Source organism: Bacillus sp. Je.9.29.b, from assembly GCF_051129925.1.
Classification (GTDB): Bacteria; Bacillota; Bacilli; order Bacillales; family Bacillaceae; genus Bacillus; species Bacillus safensis.
The window spans coordinates 42509-68394 of record NZ_JBCPSO010000005.1 but is presented as its reverse complement, the minus strand read 5'-3'; the positions used below and the strand labels follow the sequence as shown (position 1 = coordinate 68394).

The 25886-nt window shown below is 41.9% G+C and carries 31 protein-coding genes and 1 riboswitch; of the genes, 27 read left to right on the top strand and 4 right to left on the bottom strand.

Features of this window, described 5'->3' with window-relative positions; all coding sequences use genetic code 11:
- The first annotated feature begins 4 nt into the window (after positions 1–4).
- Positions 5–138, top strand: a riboswitch (cyclic di-AMP (ydaO/yuaA leader).
- A 77-nt stretch (positions 139–215) separates the two neighbouring features.
- The 4 genes from AAZR19_RS11420 (at position 216) to AAZR19_RS11405 (ending at position 3708) form a co-directional block, all read left to right on the top strand.
- The gene (locus AAZR19_RS11420) at positions 216–1457 is read left to right on the top strand and encodes a dicarboxylate/amino acid:cation symporter (RefSeq protein WP_041107474.1); all 1242 of its coding nucleotides are present in this window, start codon (positions 216–218) and stop codon (positions 1455–1457) included.
- Between the two features lie 126 nt (positions 1458–1583).
- The gene (locus AAZR19_RS11415) at positions 1584–2495 is read left to right on the top strand and encodes an ABC transporter ATP-binding protein (protein WP_025093589.1); all 912 of its coding nucleotides are present in this window, start codon (positions 1584–1586) and stop codon (positions 2493–2495) included.
- Positions 2488–3255 carry an ABC transporter permease gene (locus AAZR19_RS11410; protein ID WP_041107471.1) on the top strand — a complete coding sequence of 256 codons (768 nt, stop codon included), beginning with the start codon at positions 2488–2490 and terminating at the stop codon, positions 3253–3255. Before AAZR19_RS11415 ends, AAZR19_RS11410 begins: the two co-directional genes overlap by 8 nt.
- Before the next feature lie 117 nt (positions 3256–3372).
- Complete coding sequence (locus AAZR19_RS11405) at positions 3373–3708, top strand: hypothetical protein (protein WP_017366657.1); 336 nt, start codon at positions 3373–3375, stop codon at positions 3706–3708.
- A 94-nt stretch (positions 3709–3802) separates the two neighbouring features.
- Here the strand turns inward: AAZR19_RS11405 and fbpB are convergent, their stop codons facing one another.
- Positions 3803–3952, bottom strand: a complete 150-nt coding sequence (gene fbpB / locus AAZR19_RS11400) for a Fur-regulated basic protein FbpB (RefSeq protein ID WP_065215285.1) — start codon at positions 3950–3952, stop codon at positions 3803–3805.
- 315 nt (positions 3953–4267) lie between these two features.
- Positions 4268–4588 (bottom strand): thioredoxin family protein, encoded by a 321-nt coding sequence (locus AAZR19_RS11395; RefSeq protein WP_034283964.1) that lies wholly within the window; start codon positions 4586–4588, stop codon positions 4268–4270.
- 184 nt (positions 4589–4772) lie between these two features.
- Between AAZR19_RS11395 and AAZR19_RS11390 the strand changes: the two genes are divergently transcribed.
- The 7 genes from AAZR19_RS11390 (at position 4773) to AAZR19_RS11360 (ending at position 12222) form a co-directional block, all read left to right on the top strand.
- Positions 4773–5855 (top strand): D-alanine--D-alanine ligase, encoded by a 1083-nt coding sequence (locus tag AAZR19_RS11390; protein WP_041107469.1) that lies wholly within the window; start codon positions 4773–4775, stop codon positions 5853–5855.
- Positions 5856–5935: 80 nt separating this feature from the next.
- On the top strand, positions 5936–7300 hold the full coding sequence (locus AAZR19_RS11385; protein WP_041107467.1) for a UDP-N-acetylmuramoyl-tripeptide--D-alanyl-D-alanine ligase: 1365 nt from the start codon (positions 5936–5938) through the stop codon (positions 7298–7300).
- An 18-nt stretch (positions 7301–7318) separates the two neighbouring features.
- Positions 7319–8011 (top strand): alpha/beta hydrolase, encoded by a 693-nt coding sequence (locus tag AAZR19_RS11380; protein WP_041107465.1) that lies wholly within the window; start codon positions 7319–7321, stop codon positions 8009–8011.
- 127 nt (positions 8012–8138) lie between these two features.
- Entirely contained in the window at positions 8139–8477 is a 339-nt protein-coding gene (locus tag AAZR19_RS11375) for a glutamate synthase (protein ID WP_046313963.1), read from the top strand.
- A gap of 165 nt (positions 8478–8642) precedes the next feature.
- Entirely contained in the window at positions 8643–10142 is a 1500-nt protein-coding gene (gene cshA, locus AAZR19_RS11370; protein WP_034283956.1) for a degradosome RNA helicase CshA, read from the top strand.
- Positions 10143–10256: 114 nt separating this feature from the next.
- Entirely contained in the window at positions 10257–10736 is a 480-nt protein-coding gene (locus AAZR19_RS11365; protein WP_024425383.1) for a PH domain-containing protein, read from the top strand.
- Positions 10726–12222: a PH domain-containing protein gene (locus AAZR19_RS11360; protein ID WP_218677438.1), complete on the top strand. Its 1497-nt coding sequence runs from the start codon at positions 10726–10728 to the stop codon at positions 12220–12222. Before AAZR19_RS11365 ends, AAZR19_RS11360 begins: the two co-directional genes overlap by 11 nt.
- A gap of 54 nt (positions 12223–12276) precedes the next feature.
- Here AAZR19_RS11360 and AAZR19_RS11355 read toward each other — a convergent pair whose 3' ends face one another.
- Positions 12277–12882, bottom strand: a complete 606-nt coding sequence (locus AAZR19_RS11355) for a rhomboid family intramembrane serine protease (RefSeq protein ID WP_041116754.1) — start codon at positions 12880–12882, stop codon at positions 12277–12279.
- Positions 12883–12976: 94 nt separating this feature from the next.
- On the opposite strand from AAZR19_RS11355, the gene acpS reads away from it, so the two are divergent.
- The 14 genes from acpS to AAZR19_RS11285 all read left to right on the top strand — a co-directional run bounded on the left by acpS (position 12977) and on the right by AAZR19_RS11285 (position 23978).
- Entirely contained in the window at positions 12977–13342 is a 366-nt protein-coding gene (gene acpS, locus AAZR19_RS11350; RefSeq protein WP_163115575.1) for a holo-ACP synthase, read from the top strand.
- A 160-nt stretch (positions 13343–13502) separates the two neighbouring features.
- Positions 13503–14519 (top strand): outer membrane lipoprotein-sorting protein, encoded by a 1017-nt coding sequence (locus AAZR19_RS11345; RefSeq protein WP_087975235.1) that lies wholly within the window; start codon positions 13503–13505, stop codon positions 14517–14519.
- Positions 14520–14660: 141 nt separating this feature from the next.
- Positions 14661–15842, top strand: a complete 1182-nt coding sequence (gene alr / locus AAZR19_RS11340) for an alanine racemase (RefSeq protein ID WP_218677439.1) — start codon at positions 14661–14663, stop codon at positions 15840–15842.
- A 294-nt stretch (positions 15843–16136) separates the two neighbouring features.
- The gene (locus AAZR19_RS11335) at positions 16137–16418 is read left to right on the top strand and encodes a hypothetical protein (protein ID WP_003214273.1); all 282 of its coding nucleotides are present in this window, start codon (positions 16137–16139) and stop codon (positions 16416–16418) included.
- A 4-nt stretch (positions 16419–16422) separates the two neighbouring features.
- A complete protein-coding gene (gene ndoA / locus AAZR19_RS11330) occupies positions 16423–16773 on the top strand; it encodes a type II toxin-antitoxin system endoribonuclease NdoA (protein ID WP_024425388.1) in 351 nt (116 codons plus the stop codon).
- Positions 16774–16889: 116 nt separating this feature from the next.
- Positions 16890–17720 carry an RsbT co-antagonist protein RsbRA gene (locus tag AAZR19_RS11325; protein WP_202739425.1) on the top strand — a complete coding sequence of 277 codons (831 nt, stop codon included), beginning with the start codon at positions 16890–16892 and terminating at the stop codon, positions 17718–17720.
- Between the two features lie 4 nt (positions 17721–17724).
- Positions 17725–18093, top strand: coding sequence for an RsbT antagonist protein RsbS (gene rsbS / locus AAZR19_RS11320; protein ID WP_003214235.1), 369 nt, complete (start codon positions 17725–17727; stop codon positions 18091–18093).
- Positions 18094–18095: 2 nt separating this feature from the next.
- On the top strand, positions 18096–18497 hold the full coding sequence (locus AAZR19_RS11315) for an anti-sigma regulatory factor (protein WP_024425390.1): 402 nt from the start codon (positions 18096–18098) through the stop codon (positions 18495–18497).
- Between the two features lie 10 nt (positions 18498–18507).
- Positions 18508–19515, top strand: coding sequence for a PP2C family protein-serine/threonine phosphatase (locus AAZR19_RS11310; protein ID WP_434703187.1), 1008 nt, complete (start codon positions 18508–18510; stop codon positions 19513–19515).
- Positions 19516–19574: 59 nt separating this feature from the next.
- On the top strand, positions 19575–19904 hold the full coding sequence (locus AAZR19_RS11305) for an anti-sigma factor antagonist (protein WP_041107446.1): 330 nt from the start codon (positions 19575–19577) through the stop codon (positions 19902–19904).
- Positions 19901–20389, top strand: coding sequence for an anti-sigma B factor RsbW (gene rsbW, locus AAZR19_RS11300; RefSeq protein WP_041107445.1), 489 nt, complete (start codon positions 19901–19903; stop codon positions 20387–20389). The genes AAZR19_RS11305 and rsbW overlap by 4 nt, the downstream gene beginning before the upstream one ends.
- The gene (sigB, locus tag AAZR19_RS11295) at positions 20355–21143 is read left to right on the top strand and encodes an RNA polymerase sigma factor SigB (RefSeq protein WP_024425394.1); all 789 of its coding nucleotides are present in this window, start codon (positions 20355–20357) and stop codon (positions 21141–21143) included. Before rsbW ends, sigB begins: the two co-directional genes overlap by 35 nt.
- Positions 21143–21742, top strand: a complete 600-nt coding sequence (locus AAZR19_RS11290; RefSeq protein ID WP_041107442.1) for a PP2C family serine/threonine-protein phosphatase — start codon at positions 21143–21145, stop codon at positions 21740–21742. The genes sigB and AAZR19_RS11290 overlap by 1 nt, the downstream gene beginning before the upstream one ends.
- Positions 21743–21818: 76 nt before the next feature.
- Positions 21819–23978, top strand: coding sequence for a Tex family protein (locus AAZR19_RS11285; protein WP_041107440.1), 2160 nt, complete (start codon positions 21819–21821; stop codon positions 23976–23978).
- Between the two features lie 20 nt (positions 23979–23998).
- Here AAZR19_RS11285 and cmpA read toward each other — a convergent pair whose 3' ends face one another.
- Positions 23999–24133 carry a cortex morphogenetic protein CmpA gene (gene cmpA / locus AAZR19_RS11280; protein ID WP_008346893.1) on the bottom strand — a complete coding sequence of 45 codons (135 nt, stop codon included), beginning with the start codon at positions 24131–24133 and terminating at the stop codon, positions 23999–24001.
- A gap of 99 nt (positions 24134–24232) precedes the next feature.
- Between cmpA and AAZR19_RS11275 the strand changes: the two genes are divergently transcribed.
- Together AAZR19_RS11275 and AAZR19_RS11270 are read left to right on the top strand one after the other, a co-directional pair.
- A complete protein-coding gene (locus AAZR19_RS11275; protein ID WP_041107438.1) occupies positions 24233–24706 on the top strand; it encodes a SprT family protein in 474 nt (157 codons plus the stop codon).
- A 199-nt stretch (positions 24707–24905) separates the two neighbouring features.
- The gene (locus AAZR19_RS11270; protein WP_041107436.1) at positions 24906–25883 is read left to right on the top strand and encodes a thiamine pyrophosphate-dependent dehydrogenase E1 component subunit alpha; all 978 of its coding nucleotides are present in this window, start codon (positions 24906–24908) and stop codon (positions 25881–25883) included.
- Positions 25884–25886 lie beyond the last annotated feature (3 nt).

Sequence of the window (25886 nt, the reverse complement as noted above, 5' to 3'; positions counted from 1 at the left end):
ATCATATTACCACACGCTTAATCCTTCTAAAGGAATGGGGGACCCATGTTTTTGGGGTGAATTTTTCTTATCTGAGAAAAAAGGACATCTCTTCGTCCTAACCCGTCAGCTAACCTCATCAGCGTGAAGAGAGTAGACAGTGGTACACGTAAGGACACGCAGGCCCACGAGAAAACTCTCTCGTGGGTCTTTTTGACGAGGAAGGGGAGATTTTATTGAAGCTGGCTACAAAAATTATTATTGCCCTTATTGTAGGTGCAATCACGGGACTTTTGCTTAACATTTTCGCTCCAAATGTATTCAAAACGTTAGACCCTTATCTATTCACACCTCTAGGTCAAATCTTCTTAAATCTAATCAAAATGCTAGTTGTACCGATCGTCTTCTTTTCCATTACACTTGGTGTGGCAGGCCTCGGCGATCCAAAAAAGCTTGGCAGAATTGGCGCAAAAAGCATCTTATATTTTCTACTGACCACAACATTCGCTATTATCATTGCGATGTCTTTGGCATTATTGATCAAACCTGGTTCCTTTGGTTCATTCGATACGAAAGGGGCAGAATACAAACCTCAAGAAGCACCATCAACGACCGACACTTTATTAAACATCATTCCATCAAATCCAGTTCAATCTTTAGTCGAAGGAAATATGCTGCAAATTATTGTATTCTGTGTTTTCTTAGGACTAGGAATTGCAGTGCTAGGTAAAAAGACAGAAGGATTACTTAAAATATTAGAACAAGGCAATGAACTCATGATGTACCTTGTAGGTGTGGTCATGAAATTTGCTCCATACGGAACATTCGGCTTAATTGTGACGGCGATTGGGAGTCAAGGTCTTGATGCCATTAAAGCCATGGGACTTTATTTTACAGTGGTGTTAGTAGCGCTATTGGTGCATTTCTTTCTCACTTACGGCTCAACGTTGGCTATATTTGCAAAAAGGAATCCATTTACATTCTTTAAAGACTTTTCACCTGCCATGGTCGTAGCCTTTAGTACGTCCAGCAGTAGTGCAGTTCTCCCTGTATCAATGGAAACCGCTCAAAAGAAATTGAAAGTACCTGAGCCGATCTCTAGTTTCGTACAGCCGTTAGGCGCTACGATCAATATGGATGGGACAGCGATTATGCAAGGGGTTGCAACCATTTTTATTGCTCAAGTGTTTGGTGTGGAGCTAACGCTGATGCAAATGCTCACAGTTGTATTAACGGCAGTTTTAGCCAGTATCGGGACAGCCGGTGTACCAGGCGTTGGCTTGATCATGCTTGCGATGGTCTTGAATTCAGTTGGACTTCCTGTCGAAGGCATTGCGCTTATTCTTGGAATCGACCGCCTACTAGATATGGCAAGAACCGTTGTCAATATTACAGGTGACGCAGCATGTGCGGTGATCGTGACAGAAACCGAGAAAAAACATGAGAAAGATACAGCTTCACCGAATCTATCCATGTAATGTGAAAGAAGGGCTGATTTGATCAGCCCTTTTTTTCATGGAGTCCCTTGTCCTGCGTGATATACTTTTAACAGAATGAGCGGCCATACATGCCGCCATAGGTTTACATCAGAAGGAGGAACTACTTTGCAGTCTGCTGTTTTAAAAGTAGAAAAAGTCGATAAACAAATTGGCCGGAAAATGATCTTACAGGATATTTCTATAGACATTGGGCAAGGAGAAATTGTTGGATTACTTGGACCCAATGGGTCTGGGAAAACAACTTTGATTCGATTGATCGTTGGCTTGATGAAAAAAAACAATGGCAACATCATGATCAATGGATATTCACAAGATGAGGATTTTCTTAAAGCGATGTCATCTGTTGGTGCGATCATAGAAAACCCAGAATTTTATTCGTATTTAACAGGCTTTGAAAACCTTGAAATGTATGCAGCGATGCACGATGGCGTGACCGAGGAACGCATTCAGGAAGTGGTGGAAAGAGTTCGTCTGGAGGATGCCATTCATCAGAAGGTCAAGACGTATTCACTAGGGATGAAACAAAGGCTTGGGATTGCACAAGCTATTTTGCATCGGCCGAACCTGCTCATTTTAGACGAACCGACAAATGGACTGGACCCTGCAGGAATGAAGGAATTCCGGGAGCACTTACAAATGCTTGTAAAGGAAGAAGGAACCTCGGTGTTATTTGCGACGCATTTATTGCATGAGGTAGAGGAGCTATGTGACCGCATGATTATCATTCAAAAGGGACAGATCAAAGCTAGTACTCATCTCCGGGATATGGAGGGGAAAGAGCAGGTGCTGATGAATATTCAGCCAGTAGAAAAGGCGGTCTCATGGCTTGACGCACACGACTATACATATGAACGAAATGGAGCGCGTGTACTGCTTCAACTGAACAAAGAACGTGTGCCAGAGCTGAACAAACAGCTTGTGCTGGCGGGGTTTGATGTACTTGAAATGATGCCTCAAAAGCAGTCAATTGAAGAGGCATTTATGAAATGGACGGAAGGCGGGACGACAGATGCTTAACCTCATCAAAAATGAGCATAAGAAAATCATGAAGAAAAAGATCACATTCATTGCTCTTTTATTGATCGTTGTATTTCAACTGGCCATGGCTCTAACCTTGAAACGAGTCATATCAAGCTTTGGTGGACAAGACACAGTCGCGAACTATTTTGCTTATTCCACGAACGTCGTGTTTATTTTGCAGGTGCTTGCTGTCGTTATTGGCGCGACCTTGATCTCAACAGAGTTTCAGAAAAGGACGATCAAGTTTTTATTGATCCGGCCAAAAACAAGACTGCACATTTTTCTGTCAAAATACATCACACTTGTGCTGACAGTCATTTATTTGTTTGTTTTTTATTATGTTTTGGCTTTTCTATTTGGTCTTATTTTCTTCGGTACTGATTTTGATGAAAGAACGGGGCAATTATTTCAGCATACGTTTGCCGTCATTGGATCTCAGTGGGTGGAAGTGATCATGATGGCAAGCTTTGCTTTTATGTGTTCCAGTTTGTTTAGAAATAGTCTTGTTGCCCTTGTGACCTCGTTTTTTGTTTTATATGCGGCGAAATCACTTGTACCCATCATGTCTCTCTTAGAAAATCAGTGGGGGAAAATCCTCCTTTTTGCGAATACGGACTTTACTCAGTACAGCTTTCAAGGACCGCCTCCTTTTCATGGGATGAGCCTTTTGTTTTCTCTATTTATAGTAGGGGCGCATTTTGTTTTCTTTATTGGATCGGCTTGGATTCTTTTTTGGAAACGTGATGTAAATGTGTAAAAATTGTGTCAAATAACAAGAAAAATTCGTGACATCTTTGTGAAAACGAGTCTGTATTTCACGATAACCGGCTGATTTTGTCTTATAATAAGAAGGAGTCATGGAGGTGGCACTATCGTGAAAAATTTCATTACGGCTTTACCAATTTTGTTGCTGCTGTCGTTTTCGTTTGTGTCTTTTGCCTTCCAGTTTGATCACCTTGTTTATTTCAGACTAGCGCTGGGGATCTTTTCGTTAGCGGGTCTTTTCTTTCTCTATACACTTAAAAGAAACATGAAATGGTTCATGGTCTATTTATATGCGAGCTGGATCGTTCTTGCTGCCGTCACGACATTTGAGGAACCAGTCTTTTCTCAATTTTTCTTCGGTGGTTTAACGATGACAATGGGTTATCTCACATATATGCTCATTTATTTAGGAATGAAGCAGGACCGTGTAGCGAAATCACATTAAAACAAAAGCCGATAAAATCGAATAACAGATTTTATCGGCTTTTTTATTTTTTGAAGCAGACTAAAGAGCAGTCAGTGATGACTGCTCCTAATAGTTATGATTCACGCCCAGCAGCTGCAAGCTGCTTCTGGTGTTTTTTGTCGATGGTTTCGTAAATACTTTCCATCATTTGAGGATCGCGCATGATGGCCTTTTTGTTCTCTTCAATCAATTGCTGGTAGGTTTTAATTTTCTTCTTAGACATGTGACTCATCGCTCCTTAATAAGAATGGACGTCTATAGGATTTCACATAGATGAAATTGATAATCATTTTCAATTAGCAATTCCATTATACAAAGACAAATGTCAGAAGTAAAGATTCAATTCAGAAAATTCACGTAACCGACATATTCCAAGCTCGTTCGACGCTGCATTCTTTCCCAGGAAATAATTTTGTCATGACTTGTCGTAAGTAAAACATCAATTTGAAACGTTTTGGCTGTGCAGCTCGTCTTATGAAGAGATTTAAAAAGAAAAAAGACATCAGCAAGAGTTTGCTGATGTCCTTCGTTTCATCAATTAAGAAACGTGCTCTTGAAGAAATTCTGTCACTTCTTCAGGCGATTTTGCGTTTGCACTGTGTAAATGACCTGTTTTTTCACCATTTTTGAAAATTAACAGGCTTGGAATGCCCATTACCTGATACGTTTCAGCTAATTCTGGGAAATCATCTTTATTTATTTCAAACCATTCATGGTGAGCATAAGCTTCTAGGATGTCTGGAATGAACATGTCCATTCTTGTGCAGTCAGGACACCATGTTGCAAAGAATTTAACGATGACTTCTTTGTCTGATTGAATCATTTCATTGAATTGTTCAGTACTTGTGATTTTTTTCAATTTGTCACAACTCCTTTTCAATGTCATTTTAATATAAAATAAAGGCGAATGACATACAAATGCTCGGGAGGCGCTTACAACCTTTACAAATCATTTCAATTACGTAACAACAAAAATTAATTAGAGCATTTTTGCTTGAAAGTGATAAGATAGTAAAGATGAATTTTAGTGGGGGGAGTATCCATTGAAAATAAGTTTAGGATTGATTTACGGCGGAAAGTCAGCCGAACATAATGTATCACTGCAAACAGCCCTTGCAGTTACAAAAGCACTTAACACTGAGAAGTTCGATATACATCCAATTTATATTACAGAAGAGGGTGAATGGTTAAGAGGAGAAAAACTCACTGAACCAGTATCAAACGTCAAAATGCTTCAATTTGAACAGAACGCAAAGACGTTTTTACCAACTTCTTTAAATGAAAGCATGTTTCCACAGCCTGCATCGGCTGATGAGAAAATTGATGTTGTCTTCCCGTTGCTGCACGGACCAAATGGAGAAGATGGCACAATGCAAGGATTACTTGAACTGTTAAATATCCCGTATGTCGGCAACGGCGTTCTCGCGTCTGCCGCGGGTATGGATAAAGTCATGATGAAAGATGTTTTTGCACAAGCAGGACTTGCACAAGCAAAGCACCTTTCTTTCAATAAAAAAGACTACGAGAAAGCGACACCAGACAGCTTAGAACAGGTGGAAAAAGTACTGGGCTATCCATGCTTTGTGAAACCTGCCAACATGGGATCAAGTGTTGGAATTAGCAAATGCCGCAGCAAAGAAGAACTGCAGACTGCATTTGACCTCGCTTTCCAATATGATCGTCGTGTGGTCGTAGAAGAAGGCGTCGTTGGAAGAGAAATCGAGATTGGTGTATTAGGCAATGATGAGCCGAAATGCTCTGTCGTTGGTGAAATTGCGCCTAAAACAGATTTTTATGATTACAAAGCAAAATATGAAGATGGCGATACAGATTTGATCATTCCGGCGAGTGTGTCAGAGGATGAATATAAGACGATTCATGACATGGCGATTAAGGCATTTAAAGCCCTCGATGGATCTGGTCTCGTACGTGCAGACTTCTTCCTTACAGAAAAAGGTGAAGTGTTGATCAATGAAGTGAATACAATGCCTGGATTCACACCATTTAGTATGTTCCCATTACTTTGGAAACACACTGGTGTAGAGTATCCAGAGTTAATTGAAAAGCTGGTGTCACTTGCAATTGAACGTCATCAAGAAAAACAAACCATTAAAACAACTTTTTAATGTGAGCAGCAAGCAGACACTATCCTTAGGTAGTGTCTCTTTTCCTTCAAACGTGAAATGAGAAAGAGAGGCGAAAAATCATGATCAAACGTACAGTGAAACAAATCGCCCAAATGGCTGGTGGAACCCTATCTAATCAAGCTTTTGGCGAAGAGCAGATTCACGGAGTGACAACAGATACACGAAAAGTATCAAACGGCGCCCTGTTTATCCCGCTTATCGGAGAACATTTTAACGGTCACACATTTGCTTCAAAAGCAGTGGAGCTAGGAGCCTCAGCTGTTCTTTGGAATCAAAAAGAAGCCAATCCGCCAGAAGGCGTTCCAGTAATTCTTGTAGAGGATACACTAGCTGCGCTTCAACAGCTGGCGAAATCATACTTAAAAGAAGAAAACCCTCGTGTTGTCGGTATTACAGGAAGTAATGGGAAAACCACAACGAAAGACATGATTCATTCCGTCTTGCAAACAGCGTATCAAGTTCATAAAACAGACGGTAACTTTAATAATCATATCGGTCTTCCGCTCACCATTCTTGCAATGCCAGAAGGAACCGATATTGCGGTTTTGGAGATGGGCATGAGTGCAAAAGGCGAAATCGAATTTTTATCAGACCTCGCTGAGCCGGATGCAGCAGTCATCACAAATATCGGGGAATCTCATATGCAAGATTTAGGATCAAGAGAAGCCATTGCTGATGCAAAATGTGAGATCGTAAAAGGCTTAAAAGAAGACGGCATCTTTTATTACTTAGGTGATGAGCCTTTGCTTCGCGAAAGAGCAAGTTCACTCTCTCAGCGTGTAAAAACCTTTGGAGAAGCAGAGGACTGTGATATCAAGGTAACGCACATCAACCAGCTTGCAGAAGGAACAGAATTTCAGGTCGAAGGGTATGCCCAAGGTTTTCTCATTCCTGTATTAGGGAAACATAATGTGAAGAATGCACTTGCTGCTATTGCTATAGGCCAGCATTTTGGGCTGAATGAAAGACAAATTGCCCAAGGACTGATGCAAACGAAATTGACGGGGATGCGTCTTGAGCTGTTTAAAACAGACAAAGGAATCACTGTCATTAATGATGCGTATAATGCAAGTCCTACTTCTATGAAAGCAGCTATTGATCTTGTAGGGGATATGGACGGCTTCGCCAATCGTATTCTTGTACTTGGAGATATGCTCGAAATGGGCAGTGAAGAAGAAATGTATCATTATGAACTTGGCCGTTACATCAAGCCGGAATTTATTGATCATGTTATGACGTATGGCCGTCTAGGTGCATTCATTGCTGAAGGAGCGAAAAAATCATTCGGAGCTGAGCACGTATTCTCCTTTATGGACAAAGAGGACCTGAAGAAAAAACTAGCTGAAGTGGCAGGGCCTGACGATGTTGTGCTTGTCAAAGCCTCACGCGGTATGAAATTGGAAGAAGTCATTACTGCACTATAAAAGTGAGAAGGTGACAGAATGATTGGCTGTTTATGTATCCACGGTTTTACGGGTGCCCCTTATGAAGTAGAACCGCTGGCGCAATATTTAAAACAGACGGCAGATTGGGAAGTGCAGTCTGTCACGCTTCCGGGGCATGGGGATGAGCTTCAGTTAAAAGGCATTCTTTATCAAGAATGGATAGCGACAGCTGAACTCGAACTTCTATCCCTTTATCGAACTTGTGACACCGTGTATTTGATTGGCTTTTCTATGGGCGGAATGATTGCTTCTTACTTAGCAGCGAAGTACCCAGTTGCCCGTCTCGTCCTATTAAGTGCTGCGGCTAAATATGTGAACCCAAAACAAATGATGCAAGACACAAGGCAGATGGTAAAGGAGTCCCTGTCTGGGTTAATTGATACAAACCCTTTGTATGATCGATATCGTCATAAGCTCACAAGCACGCCGCTGTCAGCTGCGATAGAATTTATGAAGCTGGTAAAGCAAACGAAGAATTCGCTTGAGAAGCTTCATCTGCCTGTGTTAATTGTTCAAGGGGAAAGCGACGGAATTGTGCCCGCTTCAAGTGCAGAATTTATTTATCATAAAGTCCCGTCTCGCCAGAAAGAAATGTTTTATTTGCCCGATTGTAAACATCATGTTTGTCATGAGCCATGTGCCCAGCAATTGTTTGAGAAAGTAGAACATTTTCTAAAAAAAGCAATTTAATATATAGAAAAGCTAAAATGTGGCTAAACTAATATAAATTGAATCCCACTTGTTAAAATTTGCATCATTTTTGTCGAATGAGTGACAGGCATATGGTACAATAGGAAAGAAAAGGTGGTTGATTCGGTTGTTTCAATATGACGGAAAAACCTTTATCCCGCAATCTAATTCGAGTAACGGAGAAGTATCAGCAGGAACCATATTTCAATATCGTCAGGACGGGAATATATTAACGGGCACATATCAAGGCGGCAGTATTATATCTGGCGTACTTGTAGGAACTGTGAATGAGGATGGAACACTTCATTTTAGATACCACCATGTAAGCAAGGACGGCAGTATGAGAAGCGGGACTTGCAATTCCACTCCAAAGCAGCTGGATAACGGAAAAATTCAACTGTTTGAAAAGTGGAAATGGATGGACGGAGATCAAAGTGAAGGTGAATCTGTCATTGTAGAACAGTAGATATATCCATTTCTGTCTTGTTGAAAAACAAATAGTGTAATGGTAAGATATAAGGTAGGGTAATTCGGGCTTTGTATATAATGGACCTGTCCTTTCAGAAAAGGGCAGTTTTTAATGATCATTCACGAGATTACTGAAACAGCAATTAGAAGGAGTTTGAATAAATTGACTATAACGTTTCAAGATTTTCAATTAAGCGAAAGTCTCATGAAGGCTATTAACCGCATGGGATTTGAAGAAGCAACACCGATTCAAGCAGAAACGATTCCTCTCGGTCTTCAAAATAAAGATGTCATCGGACAAGCACAAACAGGAACAGGAAAAACTGCAGCATTTGGTATTCCTCTGGTTGAAAAAATCGACCCAGCGTCTCCAAATATCCAAGCGATTATTATTGCGCCAACAAGAGAATTAGCGATTCAAGTATCTGAAGAGCTATATAAAATCGGCCAAGACAAGCGTGCACGCGTACTTCCTATTTACGGTGGACAAGATATCGGCCGTCAAATCCGTTCGCTCAAGAAAAATCCTCATATCATCGTAGGGACTCCAGGACGTTTACTCGATCACATTAACCGTCGTACAATGCGTCTTCAAAACGTTGAAACAGTTGTGCTAGATGAAGCAGACGAAATGCTAAACATGGGTTTCATCGAAGACATTGAAGCGATCCTTTCAAATGTACCAAGTGAACACCAAACACTTTTATTCTCTGCGACAATGCCTGCACCAATTAAGCGCATTGCAGAGCGTTTCATGACAAACCCAGAACACGTGAAAGTAAAAGCGAAAGAAATGACTGTATCTAACATCCAACAGTTCTATTTGGATATTCACGAACGCAAAAAGTTTGATACATTGACTCGTCTTCTTGACATTCAATCACCTGAGCTTTCAATTGTCTTCGGCCGTACGAAACGCCGTGTTGACGAATTGACTGAAGCACTTAACCTTAGAGGTTATACAGCTGAAGGAATTCATGGTGACCTGACTCAAGCAAAACGTATGGTTGCGCTTCGTAAATTCAAAGAGGGTTCAATCGATGTGCTTGTCGCAACAGACGTTGCAGCACGTGGACTTGATATCTCAGGCGTAACACACGTGTATAACTTTGACGTACCGCAAGATCCAGAAAGCTACGTGCACCGTATTGGACGTACAGGACGTGCTGGACGTACAGGTATGGCGATGACATTCATCACACCACGTGAAAAAGATATGCTTCGTGCGATTGAGCAAACGACTAAACGTAAAATGGATCGTATGAAAGAACCTACACTAGATGAGGCGATTGAAGGACAACAGCAAGTAACAGTTGACCGTCTACGAACAATCATCAGTGAAAACAACTTGAACTTCTACATGACAGCTGCTGCTGAATTGTTGGAAGATCATGATTCTGTAACAGTGGTTGCAGCTGCGATCAAAATGATGACAAAAGAGCCGGATGCAACGCCTGTTCGTTTAACAGATGAAGCACCGATGATTTCTAAACGTCATCGTAACAACCGCAGCTCTTCTAAACGCAGAGACGGCGGCGGTGGCGGAGGCTACCGTGGAAAAGGTAAGAACACCCGTTCATCTTATGGTGATAAAAAGCGTTCTTCAAATGACCGCAATCGTTCTTCTAATGATCGTCGTCAAAAGAAATCTTATAACAACTAACATACAAGAGCGAATCCTTTGCAGGGTTCGCTTTTTTTAACAGGCTGAAATTGAAACTTTTTAGGCTTTGTTACGTAATATATTGATAGAAAAGTAAGAGAATGGGGGAAGAATGTGAGAAAACAGCCGCAACGTCAAATTAGTTTAAATGGTTTAAAGGTATGGCGTCTTCAAAATGGAATTATCTCATTGATTTTCTTACTCATCATCATTGGGGTATTTGTTGCTAGCTACTATTTTCAATGGCCATATTGGATTGGAGCGATCCTTTCTGGTTTATGGGTCTTACAGGTCATTTTTGGCATTTGGCTCATACCAAAAATCCGCCACCACATCTGGCGCTACGAAGTATTCGAAAATGAAATTGAAATACAGCATGGACTCATTCGCGTCACACGTGTCATTGTGCCAATGGTTCGTGTTCAGCATGTTGATACATCTCAAGGGCCGCTTTTAAGGCGCTACCGTTTGGCATCTGTTCAAATTTCGACTGCTGCCACAGTTCATGATATACCAGCGCTAGAATTAGAAGAGGCAGATGAGCTTCGTGATTACATATCTCGTTTAGCAAGGGTGACGGAAGATGATGTCTGAACCAAAACGTGTACATCCCATTTCGATGTTCATTGATTTTATAGCAGATGCTGTATCCATGATCAAAAACTTCATTATCCCTTTTTTCGTGTTGATTTTTGTGAACTCGAATTCGAGCATTCGCTTTTATGCATTTATCATTCTTGGTGTGCTTCTTTTGTGGAAAGCCGTTTTTACCATTTTAGAATGGAGACGATTCACTTACCGGATGGAAGACGATGAATTTCGTGTGGAATCGGGTGTGATTACGAAAAAGAAAAAATATATCTCGTTAGAACGAATTCAAACGGTTAATACAAGTGAAGGCATTTTTCAGCGGATTTTCGGTTTAGTGCGGGTTCAAATCGAAACGGCAGGCGGAACGGATGGTCCAGAAGTGAGCCTGACCGCGATTACAAAAGCAGAAGCGGAACAATTAAAGCAGTCGATTTTCAACCGGAAGAAAAGCTTGCAGGAAGAAGAAATGACGGATGAAGCAGGTGTTCTGCCTGGCCATTTGACTGCGCAAAAACCTATGCAGGAAGAAATCAATGTCTCCTATCGTATGGGTGTGCCAGAATTGCTTTTGGCTGCGACCACTTCAAGCGGTATTGGTGTCATTATCTCCGGGTGTCTCGCCATCTACACGCAAATAGATGAAATTCTCCCTTTGGACGGGTTCTTCAAGCAGTTCTCTTTTTTAAGTCATGCGAGCATTGAAATCTATGCGATTTTAATATTTCTTGCCGTATTGATCGCTTGGATCCTGAGTGTTGGGGTAACAGCACTTCAGTATGCAAATTTTGCTGCAAAACGAAAAGGGAATGACATCATCATTACAAGAGGGCTCATCGAGAGACATCAAATGACCATTCCACTTGCGAGAATTCAAGCAGTGAAAATCAAAGAGAATATGATCCGTGAGCCTTTTGGTTTTGCGACGGTGATGCTTGTTAGTGCAGGAGGTTCAATGACAGAGAAAGAAACCTCTTCCGTCTTATTTCCGCTCATTCGGAAGAAAAAAATAAATGAATTGCTGTCACAATTCACCGATCATTATCATGTAGCACCAGAAACAGAGCTGAAAAAAGTGCCAAAACGTTCACTCAAACGCTACCTGATCTCATATGGTTTTGTGCCGTTACTTGTAGGTGTCATCCTGTCGGTACGCTTTCCGCCATGGGGATATTTGGGACTCATTCCGTTACCACTAGCTCTATTCTTTGGCTATTTAGCTTATGAACAATCAGGATATACAATCAAAGATTCATTGATTCAAATGACATCAAGAGGCATTGGCAAGACCACTGGCATTGTCTTGAGAAAACGAATGCAAAACTATACGATGACGCAATCTTTTTTCCAAAAGAAAGGCCGGGTCGCAAGTATTCATACCTTTGTGAAATCCTCTGCGCTGCTTGATTCCTTTGGTGTGCATCACCTTGAGGAAGAAGATGCGGCACGTGTATTTGATTGGTATTCGTATGAAAAAAATCAATCGTCTTAAACGAAAAATGTCGATCAGCTCCTGCTTGAGGAGTGATCGACATTTTTTATGAGATCAATAGCGTCTTTTTTTCGAATGGAAAAGCAGCGTAATCGGTGCTAGAATCATACCGCCGATCAATCCAAATAAGTGAGCCATGATATTGATGTTCGAATTGACGAACGTCATGATGACAGAAACAGCAAGAATCGTTAAAATCACTTGTGAATTTCCGCGGTCCATCATGTGCGGTTTAAACAGGACAAGGTATAGATAAACACCAAACAAACCGAAGATCGCACCAGAAGCGCCAACGTGTACATACTCTAAAGGCTCCACCCAATAGGTTCCGAGATTGCCAATGAATCCTGCACCAAGATAAATGATCAGAAATCGAACCTTCCCAAGCAAATGTTCAAGCGCTGGGGCGAATAAGAAAAGGGACATGGAATTAAATAAAATATGCGTGAGACTTCCGTGAAGAAAAATAGGTGTGACGAGCCGCCACCATTCTCCAGCCGCTACACCATAATTGAAACCGACGAGATGATCCTGTCCAAGCTGTATAATAGGGATAGGAACCGCAAATATAAGCCACAGGCCAATTTGTAAAGCAAGGATCGCTGTTACGATTGGATACGATCTAATAAATTGTTGAAAGCTCTCCGTTCGAATAAACATAACAAACCCCTTTTGACTAGATAATGGTAAGTTTATAGTAACACGTTTATGAAGCGAACACTCAAATTAGTACGAGTATCATAGGAGGTACCTCATGATCAAAGGAATAGGCATTGATATTGTAGAGATCGACCGTCTTTCGCGAGTGCTCAGCAGACAGCCTCGTTTACCGGAACGAATTTTGACTTTAAGTGAACAGGACGTCTTTCGTACACTCAATGAAAAAAGACAGCTGGAATTTTTGGCAGGGCGTTTTGCGGCAAAGGAAGCTTTCGCTAAAGCATATGGAACAGGAATCGGTCAGCATTTAAGCTTTCATGACATAGACATTCAAAAAGACGTTAAGGGAAAACCCTTCATCAAAAGCAAGAAAGCAGAGGGAGATCAGGTTCATGTGTCCATTACCCATACAAAGGAATATGCTGCTGCACAAGTTTTAATTGAAAGGTTGTCAAGCTAGTCTGCATATTGTTTGTCCCCCCTTCATATATTGGGTAGTGCGATAAGGAAGGGCGAGTTGCTAACAGGCTTTGATGGTTCGCGGTACGCAATTAACTCTTGAGGCGTACTGTTAAAGTCAAACAAGCGGTTTCTTCCTTTTAACACAATTAACGAAGGGGTTGAAAAGGGTGAGAAAAAGCTTTGTTTTGCTTGTAACGGGAATCCTTTTTGTACTGATTCTCTCCGCATGCGGTCAAAAATCTCAGCAGGATATCGTTGGAGATTTAAACAAAAAGGCAGAGGAAATGACATCATACAAAGCCAAAGCAAAAATGACCATTGAGACAGGAAATGACCCGCAGGAGTACCAGGTAGAAATTTGGTACAAAAAGCCGGAGCTTTACCGTGTCTATTTAGAAAATCCGAAAAAGGATCAGAGTCAAGTCATTTTAAGAAATGGCAATGGTGTGTTTGTGCTGACACCTTCATTGAACAAGAGCTTCCGTTTCCATAGTGATTGGCCGAATAATAGCAGTCAGGTCTATTTATTCGAATCACTTGTGAAGGATATTAAAAATGACAGCGCAGCTCAGTTCAAAGCGAAAGAGTCAAAGTATGTGTTCGAAACGAAGACCAATTATCAGCACAACCAAATGCTGCCTACCCAAGAGATTACCTTTCATAAGAAAACAATGGCGCCTGCCAGTGTGAAAGTGCTGGATAGCGACAAAAAGCCAATGGTGAAAGTGGAATTCTCTCACTTTGAATTCAATAAATCTTTTGACAAAGATGCATTTGATGAGAAGAAAAACATGACACTCTCTCAAATGGATGTTGCCACAAGTGCAGACCCATCTGACAGCTTTGCGGTGAAAACACCAGTTGATATGCCAGAAGGCGTGAAGAAGATGGAAGAGAAAGAAATGACGACAGATGCTGGGAAGCGTTATGTGATTACGTACGGCGGCAAGAAATCCTTCACACTCATTCAGGAAAAAGCGCGAGTAGCTGAAGCGTCTACGCCTGTCACGATGAACGGCGAGCCGGTCGATCTTGGTATGACAGTAGGGGTTCTGACAGATCAATCCCTCTCATGGACATCTGACGGAGTTGACTACTTAATTTCCTCAAGTGATCTATCGAAAGAAGAGCTTTTGATGGTCGCAAAGAGTGTAGAAGGCCAGTCAGCTAAATAAATGAAGTTCTCAGGCGGAAAGCCTTAATAAATGAAGCATCAGCCCTGTGCAAGGGCTGATTTTCTTTGATTTGTTTCACATTATTCTTGATTTTTAGTATCATATGAAGGGATTGAATCATTCAATAGGGAAGTGTGACTGATGGACACAAATGCCTTTTATAGAGACACATGGGCAGAAATTAATTTAACAGCAATCAAGCACAATGTTTCACATATGAAAGATCATATCGGTCAAAATGTTCAATTGATGGCTGTTGTGAAAGCCAATGCATATGGACATGGAGATATAGAAGTGGCAAGAGCTGCACTCAAAGAAGGAGCAGACTTGTTAGCTGTAGCCTTTTTAGATGAGGCCATTTCTTTAAGAAATCAAGGCATTAAAGCACCGATTCTTGTACTTGGCGCAGTACCGCCGGAGTATGTCAAAACCGCTGTTCGATACAATGTGATCATGACTGCTTACTCCATAGAGTGGCTGAGGGAAGTCGCCCACATGGTGAAAGGGCAGATGGGACAACCCATTCGTTTTCATTTGAAAATAGACAGCGGAATGAACCGTTTAGGTGTGAAAACGTTGGAGCAAGTCAGCGAAGTAAAGAAGCTCGTCAGCGAGCATACTTATTTACAGCTGGAAGGAGTATTTACTCACTTTGCGACCGCGGATGAAAAGGATGAGAACTATTTTGATCGGCAGGTTGACACCTTTCAAACCCTGCTTCAGCCGCTTCATACGGAAAAGCTGCTCGTTCATTGTGCCAATAGTGCAGCGGGTTTAAGGTTTAAAGAAGTGTTGTTTAATATGGTTCGCTTCGGCATCAGTATGTACGGGCTGTCACCATCAGAGGAAATCAAAGATGAACTTCCTTTCAAGCTGGAAGAAGCCATGTCTCTTCATACAAAGCTTGCCCATGTGAAGCTTATTCAAAAGGGTGAGAGTGTCAGCTATGGGGCGACGTATACAGCTAATCAAGATACATGGATCGGTACGGTACCAGTCGGCTATGCAGACGGGTGGATCCGGAAGCTGGCAGGCACGGAAGTACTTGTTGGCGGAAAGCGCCGGAAGATTGCCGGAAGGGTATGTATGGATCAATTCATGGTTGAACTGAAAGAGAACCTTCCAGCAGGGGAGCCAGTCGTTTTGATTGGTGGACAAGGTGAAGAAATGGTATCAGTCGATGAAATTGCAAAAAGGCTTGAAACCATTAACTATGAAGTCACTTGCTCCATTGGCCATCGCGTCCCAAGAGTATATATAGAAGACGGCAAAAGGGTGCATGTGCGGAATCCGCTGCTTCAAGGCGGGTCAAGCTTTTTCTAAGCAGCTTTCACAGGAACGATCGTCAAACTGACATCGTTCCTTTTTATTCGACAAAAAAGGGGTAAACATTCTCCCTTTTTTAGAGATTTTGGAAATACCGTATGATTTTCGGAAAAAAGCGTATAATGTGAAAGAGGAACTCCATTATCATCTTTGATTTACGGGTGAACAGCCGCTTCATGTTCTAATAAGAAATCATGAAAAAACAGCTTTGCTTGCGCATTGAATAATGGTATGATTAGTCTTGGAATGGATCGAAACGGTATCCGTAAGTTTTGTGGAGGTGTATGTTTTTTGTCTGAATCCAGCGCAACAAACGAAATGAAGATTCGACTACCGGAGGCTTTGATGTCTGAAATCGAACGAGTAGCAGAGCAGGATAAGGTAACAAGAAATGAATTGATCTACCGAGCGACAAAAACGTATATTCGTGAACGTAATATTCGACAAAATCGTGAATCGATGAGACGCGGCTACATGGAGATGGCGAAAATTAATCTGAATATCTCTTCAGAGGCACAATACGCAGAATTTGAGGCTGAGAATACAGTTGAGCGATTAGTCAGCGGGGGTTAAACATTTGATTGTTAAACGCGGTGATGTTTACTTTGCTGATTTATCTCCTGTTGTTGGCTCCGAGCAGGGCGGGGTTCGCCCAGTATTGGTGATTCAAAATGACATTGGAAATCGCTTCAGCCCGACTGCTATCGTTGCAGCCATAACAGCCCAAATACAAAAAGCGAAATTACCGACTCACGTCGAAATTGATGCAAAGCGCTACGGCTTTGAACGAGATTCTGTCATTCTCTTGGAGCAGATTCGTACAATCGATAAACAAAGATTGACAGATAAAATCACACATCTTGATGATGAGATGATGGAGAAGGTTGATGAAGCCTTACAAGTGAGTTTGGCTCTTATTGATTTTTAATATGGTGAGATTTGGTTGCTCTCTTGGGAGCAACTTTTTTTTGTGTTCAATTTTTATTAACGTTATAATGAAGAAAGAATAAAAGAAGTGCTGTTTATGTACGTAGGGGGTAAAACATGTCGAATCATATCGTGTTAGCTTTTGCAAGAGAGCATCGAGAGGAATTACAAAAAGAGTGGACGGACATTTTTAGACGACTCGGAGAAAAAGAAACGGACATGATGCTGAACGACAATATGTATGAAACCATCTGTTCGGAATATGTTCAATTAATCATTACATCACTTTCAGAAGGGTATGCTGAAGATTTTGAAGAAAAAGTGCAAACTTTTGCTTTAAAAATTGTTCAAATGGGTATATCACTTAAGTTACTGGCAAATGGTCTAACAGAAATCCGTTCACATTTATATCAAAAAATGAACGATGACAAAGATACAACAGAAGAAAGTCATGACCTCATCTGGCAAATTGATCGATTCATCACACCTATTCATAACGAGATCTTAAACCAGTATTCCATCTCATGGGAGAAAACAGTCAACCTTCAAAAAATCGCGCTGCAGGAACTTTCTGCCCCGCTCATCCCAGTATTTGAGCACATTACCGTCATGCCGCTTGTTGGAACAATTGACACAGATCGTGCGAAAAAAATTATGGAGAACCTGCTCAACGGTGTCGTCAAACATCGCTCACAGGTCGTCTTGATTGATATTACGGGTGTACCTGTCGTTGACACAATGGTGGCGCATCATATCATTCAAGCATCAGAGGCTGTGAGATTAGTAGGTGCGAAGTGCTTGCTTGTCGGTATTCGTCCAGAAATAGCCCAAACCATTGTGAACCTTGGAATTGATTTATCTCAAGTTACAACAAAGAATACCCTTCAAAAAGGAATTCAAACTGCTTTGGAAATGACAAATCGAAAAATTGTTTCATTGGAGGGATAACCCAGTGAGAAATCACCCGAAGATTCCAATCTTAAAACTATATAACTGTCTTCTGATTTCGATACAGTGGGAGCTTGATGATCAAACAGCTCTCCACTTTCAAGAAGACTTGCTGAATAAAATTCATGAAACAGGAGCAAACGGTGTTGTCATTGACCTTACATCCGTTGACATGATTGATTCCTTTATTGCAAAGGTATTAGGTGATGTGATCACGATGTCCAAGCTCATGGGAGCAAAAGTTGTATTAACAGGAATACAGCCGGCAGTCGCTGTGACGCTGATTGAACTTGGAATATCGCTTGAAGAAATTCAGACAGCACTAGATCTTGAACAAGGGCTTGAGACACTGAAGCGGGAATTGGGGGAATAGATATGAAAGACCAATCCTGTGTAAGAATATTGACGGAATGGGATATAGTCGCAGCAAGACAATTGGGGCGCAATGTTGCAAAAGAACTTGGTTTTGGAACAGTTGACCAAGCAAGAATTACGACGGCCATTTCAGAATTAGCTCGAAACATCTATTTATACGCTGGTAAAGGTCAGATTTGTATAGATGAAGTGATGGAGCGCGGAAAGCGTGGACTCAAAGTCATCGCAGCCGATGAGGGGCCAGGTATCATGGATATACGTAAAGTAATGGAAGACGGATTTTCAACATCAGGTGGACTCGGAGCAGGTCTTCCGGGCGTCAGACGACTGATGGATGAATTTAAATTAGATTCTGCACCAGAACAAGGAACGGAGATACAAGCTGTTAAGTGGCTTCGCTAGGAGGGAAACCATGGATTTTAAGGAGGTAATGGAGCAGCGGTACCATCAGCTGCTCAGTCGTTATATCAGTGATTTAACTGAAACATCGCTTTATCAAGCTCAAAAATTTAGCCGTAAAACCATTGAGCATCAAATACCTCCTGAAGAAATAGTGAGTGTTCACCGAAAAGTGATTCAGGAGCTTCACCCTGATTTGCCGGAAGATGTTTTTCATTCACTAGACTTCTTAATTGAAGTCATGATTGGGTACGGACTTGCCTACCAAGAACATTTAACACTCAGAGGCATCCAGCAAGAAATAAAATCTGAAATCGAAATTGCTGCAAATGTTCAGCAAACCCTTCTGGAAACGAAAATTCCAGAAGGAGATACCTTTGATATTGGTGCAATTAGTGTACCGGCAAAACAGATGAGTGGAGATTATTACCACTTTGTGACGGATCACGATACAATCAATATCGCGATCGCAGATGTCATTGGAAAGGGAATCCCGGCTGCGCTCTGTATGTCGATGATTAAATATGCGATGGATTCCTTGCCAGAGTCAGGGAGCGGCCCAACAAAGGTGCTGAAAACCCTGAATCGTGTAGTCGAGCAAAACGTAGACCCAAGTATGTTTATCACGATGTTCTATGGCAGCTATAATAAAGAAACGCATGAGTTTAAATACGCATCGGCTGGTCATGAGCCGGGCTTTTTCTATTGCAAAAAAGAGAACACATTTTACGATTTAGACGCAAAAGGGCTTGTCCTTGGAATCGCACCAGACTTTGACTACAGACAGTATGAGAAGCATTTGGACGTAGGAGACATGGTGATCTTATTCTCTGATGGGGTCACAGAATCCAAGTCAGAGGATGGTTTCTTAGAGCGGGAGGACATCAAAACACTCATATCAGAGCACCTATCCTATTCAGCTCAAGAAATGGTGGATGCCATCTACGCCAGCTTACTCAAACTGCAGGATTTTCAGCTGCACGATGACTTTACTTTACTTGTTCTCAAAAGAAAGGTTTAGAAAGTGAACATGCGGGTATATAAAACTTTAGGAAACAAGAATTTCGAGGTGAATGCATAATGAATATGTCTGTAAAAGAGCATCAAATAGATCAAAAAACGAAAATCAGTGTCAGCGGAGAAATTGATGTCTACTCCGCTCCTGAGCTAAGAGAAACGCTCATGCCTAAAGCTGAGGCGGGAGAGGATCTTGAAATCTGTTTAAAGGATGTTACGTATATGGATAGCACAGGTTTAGGTGTATTCGTTGGGCTGTTTAAAGCGGCTCAAAAAGCAGGTGGCACATTAAAGCTTGAGAACTTGTCAGAACGACTTGTAAGGTTGTTTGAAATCACTGGATTAAAGGACATCATTGACATTTCTGCAAAGTCAGAGGGTGGGGTACAATGAACGAATCAGTAGATCGAATCGAGATGAAAATACCGGCAAAACCAGAATATGTAGGCATCATTCGCTTGACTCTGTCAGGCGTAGCGAGCCGGATGGGCTATGCCTATGAAGAGATTGAGGACTTAAAAATTGCCGTCAGTGAGGCCTGTACAAATGCAGTTCAGCATGCCTACAAAGGTGAAGACGGCGAAGATGGAGAGGTGGCTGTTCGCTTTCTTGTCTACGAGGATCGTCTAGAAATCATTGTCGCTGACAAAGGCGGTAGCTTTGACTTTAAGCAAAAACAGGAAGACCTCGGACCGTACACATCTGCTCATACGGTGGATCAATTGGCAGAAGGAGGTCTTGGTTTATACTTAATGCAAACATTGATGGATGAAGTCGAGGTGCAAGCAAACTCCGGAGTTACCGTGGCGATGACAAAGTTTTTAAACAGGGAGCGAGTTGACCATGACACAACCATCCAAAACTATGAAACTAACTAAAGATGAAGTAGACCGCCTCATCCAAAGCTATCAAACCAATCAAGACGAGCAGGCGCAGCTCACGCTGGTCGAATGCTATACAAACTTGGTTGATATGCTGGCGAAAAAATATTCTAAAGGAAAAAGCTTTCATGAGGACCTTAGACAAGTTGGAATGATAGGTTTACTTGGCGCCATTAAACGATACGACCCGCTCGTCGGTAAATCATTTGAAGCCTTTGCCATTCCAACCATCATCGGGGAAATCAAACGCTTTTTACGAGATAAGACATGGAGTGTTCATGTACCAAGGCGGATCAAAGAGCTTGGACCAAGAATTAAAATGGCAGTCGATCATTTGACAACAGAGACACAGAAGTCACCTAAAGTCCAAGAAATTGCAGAATACCTAGATGTAACAGAAGAAGAAGTACTTGAAACCATGGAGATGGGCAAAAGCTATCAAGCACTGTCTGTTGACCAAGGCGTAGAGGCTGATTCTGAAGGAAGTACTGTGACGATTTTAGACGTTGTGGGCTCACAGGAAGAGGGCTACGAACGTGTGAACCAAAAATTGATGCTTGAGAGTGTGCTTCATGTGCTGTCGGATAGAGAAAAAGAGATTATCAATCTGACTTACTTGCAAAATAAGAGTCAGAAAGAGACAGGCGATTTACTTGGTATATCCCAAATGCATGTATCAAGACTGCAGCGGAAGGCAGTGAAAAAACTGCGAGATGCATTATCAGAAGATGCGTCTATGGAGCTAGGGTAATGAAACAGATTGAACAGCATGAGCATGTAAAAGCCATTATCTATCAATCGAATAAAGAAGGAAAGTCATGCTGCGGGGACAGTTTTTTTATTAAAGCAGATGATGAAGAACTAATTTGTGCTGTAGCAGACGGATTAGGCAGCGGCCAGTACGCCAATGAATCATCTTCTTTAGTCAGCGAAATTGTCGAAGAATATGGACATGAGGATGTGGCGACCCTCATCGACAGATGCAATCAGGCCATGAAAAATAAACGCGGGGCCACTGTGGCCATATTAAAGGTGAATTTTTCCCAGCAGCAATTTACCTATTGTTCGGTTGGTAATATTCGGTTTATCTTGAATGCACCTTCTGGCGATTATATTTATCCATTTCCGACATCAGGATACTTATCAGGAAAACCTAGAAAATATAAAACATACTCCTATCCCTACGAAAAAGGATCGATATTCATTATGTATTCAGACGGACTGAATGTGCCAAACATGCGCATGTGTTTAAAGCATGGACATTCAGTTGAAGACATTGCCAAACAGCTTGAAACATACACACAAGAAAAAAAGGACGATCTCACCTATGTACTTGGTCAGCTCACGTAAAATAGCTGACCTTTTTTCTGTTTTGCCGGTTTTTTTGATACACTAAAAGAGAAGACACAGTGAGAGGATGCAAAGTATGAAGACATCTGACTTTTTATTGAAACAAATTGCGACAGAATTAAAGCTTTCAACAAAACAAATTGAAAGTGTGATCAAGCTTTTAGAGGATGGCAACACCGTCCCGTTTATTGCCCGTTATCGGAAAGAGCAGACAGGCTCACTGGATGAGGTGCAAATTCAAACCATTTCAGAGCGCTATACATATATCCAAAATGTCACGAACCGAAAAGAAGAAGTCATTCGCTTAATTGCTGAACAAGACAAACTAACCGATGAATTAAAACAGAAAATTGAACAAGCTCATAAACTGCAAGAGGTCGAAGATTTATACCGGCCATTCAAACAAAAGCGCAAAACAAAGGCGAATGTAGCCAAAGCAAAAGGGCTGGAGCCGCTGGCGGAATATTTACTCACGCTGCCAAGCGATCAGATCGAGAAGAAAGCAGCTGCTTTTATTAACGAAGAAAAAGAAGTGACAAATGTAGAAGAGGCACTTGAAGGTGCGCAGCACATCATTGCTGAACAGCTGGCAGATGATCCTGATATGCGAAAATGGATTCGCAGTGAAACGTACCAAAAGGGCAGTCTGGTCACATCAGGAAAAGATGTCGAAAGCGATGAGAAAAACGTCTATGAAATGTATTACGATTATCAAGAGCCAATCAAAAAGATTGTTCCGCACCGTGTACTAGCGGTCAACCGCGGGGAGAAAGAAGGCATTTTAAAGGCAGCCATCGAACCACCTGCTGAAAATATTCGCTTTTATCTCGACAAACAAGTTCTTAAAGGCAAACAGACGACGGCGAGACCGTTTATTGAAGCGGCAATCGATGATGCGTATAAACGCCTCATTCAGCCTTCCATCGAACGAGAAATACGAAAAGAGCTGACAGAAAAAGCAGAGGAACAAGCAATTCATATTTTTGCTGAAAACTTAAGAAAACTGCTGCTTCAGCCGCCAATGAAAGGGAAACGTGTACTTGGAGTCGACCCCGCATTTCGGACAGGCTGTAAATTAGCTGTCGTGGATGATACAGGCAAAGTCCATCATATTGGCGTTATTTACCCGCATCCGCCCGTGCAGAAAAAAGCGGAAGCGAAACAAAAAGTGAAAGAGATCATTCAATCATCAAACATCGAAGTCATTGCGATTGGAAACGGAACAGCCTCAAGAGAGACAGAACAATTCATTGCAGACTTGATTCAAGAACTGGATCAGCCGGTGTCTTATTTGATTGTGAATGAAGCAGGAGCAAGTGTTTACTCCGCATCAGCACTTGCGCGAGAAGAGTTTCCAGATCTGCAAGTCGAAGAACGAAGCGCCATCTCAATCGCTAGAAGATTACAAGATCCTTTAGCAGAGCTCGTGAAAATTGATCCGAAGTCTGTTGGTGTGGGCCAATACCAGCATGACGTCAGCCAGAAGCAATTAAACAGCTCGTTAACCTTTGTGGTAGAAACAGTCGTCAACCAAGTCGGTGTAAACGTCAATACCGCCTCACAGGCGCTACTGCAATATGTATCAGGCCTTTCAAAAGCTGTCGCAGGGAATATCATCAAGCGCCGCGAAGAGATTGGGAGATTCACAAGCAGAAAAGAATTGAAGGATATCCCAAGGCTCGGTGCTAAGACATATGAGCAGTGTATCGGCTTCCTTCGCATTACAGATGGACAAGACCCACTTGATCGTACAGGTATTCACCCTGAGAGCTATAAAGAAACAAAACAGTTTTTACGCATGATTAACATGACGCCAGACGACCTTGGCACAGAGCAGTTAAAAGAGAAAATTGCTGAGGTTAAACTGGACAAAGCAGCCCAGCAGCTAGACATTGGGACAATTACACTTCAAGATATCATTGATCAGCTGACAAGACCTGAGCGTGATCCGCGGGATGAAGTACCAAAGCCGCTGCTCAAAACAGATGTGTTGAAATTGGAAGACTTGAAGCAAGGAATGGAGCTGCAAGGAACGGTGAGAAACGTTGTAGACTTCGGCGCATTCGTTGATATTGGTGTAAAGCAGGATGGGCTTGTGCATATTTCCAAGCTAAGCAACCGTTTTGTGAAGCATCCGCTTGATGTTGTATCAGTTGGTGACATTGTGACCGTATGGGTGGACTCTGTTGACCAGGCAAAAGGTCGTGTTGCCCTCTCCATGCTGAAACCAGAGTAAACAAAAAAACGAGGCGCACCTTAGGATGGGGTGTGCCTTGATGTGACTGAATGTTTTTTTCTATAGAAGTACCAGCATTGATTCAGCAATTTGATTTGATAATGATTTTTCTCATAAAATGCCTTCTGCATCTGATTTTTCAGCCAGTTGGGCATCGCCCATTCCTCCTTTGATCGAAACAGTGGGTGTACCTTCAATGTATGCATAGGGGAAATTGTCCCGTTCGAGGTTTTTATAGAAAGGAACGATCTTGATTGAACGAGAGAGAGTTACAGCAGTTAACAGAGCACATTTCCCAGCAGTTCTTTGGCAAGCCATTCCGCCATCAGGCTGTTTTTAATGACCGTCTAAAAACGACAGGCGGACGATATTTACTTTGTACACACAACATCGAACTGAACCGCCGATACCTAGAGGAGCATGGGCGAGAAGAATTAATCGGGATCATCAAGCATGAGCTGTGTCATTATCATCTGCACCTTGAGGGAAAGGGCTATCAGCATCGTGACCGTGATTTTAAAGCCTTATTAAAACAAGTAGGAGCACCGCGTTTTTGTACACCGCTAAAGACCATGCAAAATAAGCGCCGTGCGGAGAAACGCCATGAATATATTTGCACAGGATGCGGCCGGTCTTTTATTAGGAAAAGACGGTTTGATACCTCTCGTTATGTATGCGGCGTCTGCAAAGGGAAATTAAAGTGGCTGCGCACAACCGATTCATTGTGATAAGCATTCCTCTATGGGGATGCTTTTTTTGTTCCAATAGATGTGTGGACATATTGAGACAAAAAGAGACGCATGTCTCATTTTGTCTCTTTTTTCATCGGTGTGATTCGGTCAAATCCTAAGTGTTCATGCGTCGTCATGTTGGCACGATTTTTGCTTGTATAGAAGTGCAAGCAAAAAAGATAGGAGGTTTTACCAAATGGAAATGGCATTGACTAAAGAAAAAGCCGTATGGATGTATCAAAAGATGCAGGAAATCCGCCAATTTGAAGACCGGGTGCACACGCTTTTTACAAAAGGAATTTTGCCGGGGTTTGTCCATCTTTATGCTGGCGAAGAAGCTGTTGCCGTAGGAGTCTGTGCTCATCTGAATGAAAAAGACAGTATTACAAGTACACACCGGGGCCACGGCCACTGTATAGCGAAGGGCTGTGATCTAAAAGGAATGATGGCAGAAATCTATGGGAAAGCAACAGGTCTCTGTAAAGGCAAAGGCGGATCCATGCACATTGCAGATTTTGATAAAGGAATGCTTGGTGCTAACGGAATTGTTGGAGGGGGCTTTCCTCTTGCGTGCGGGGCAGCCCTCACAGCTAAATATAAAAAGACAGAAAATGTAAGCGTTTGCTTTTTTGGGGATGGTGCAAACAATCAAGGGACTTTCCACGAAGGAATCAATCTTGCGGCCATCTGGAAACTGCCCGTCATTTTCATTGCAGAAAACAATGGGTACGGGGAAGCGACACCATTTTCCTATGCTTCGAGCTGCAAATCAATCGTGGATCGAGCGGCCGGTTATGACATTCCTGGGATTCAAGTAGATGGAAAAGATGTGATGGCCGTTTATCAAGCCGCAGAACAAGCAATTGAACGAGCAAAAAATGGAGAAGGTCCGACATTAATTGAATGCATGACATATCGAAATTATGGCCATTTCGAAGGAGACGCCCAGCGTTATAAAACCAATCAAGAAAAAACAGAACACCAAGAAGAGAGAGATGCGATCGCTCTTTTTAAAAATGAATTGATCAAGCAGCAGCTGCTGACGAAGGGGGAGCTATCAAATATTGAAGCGGCTGTAGCAGAAGCGATAGATGAAGCCGTTACATTCAGTGAAGAAAGTGAATATCCAGATCAGACTGAATTATTGACCGACGTATATGTTTCGTATCAATAAACC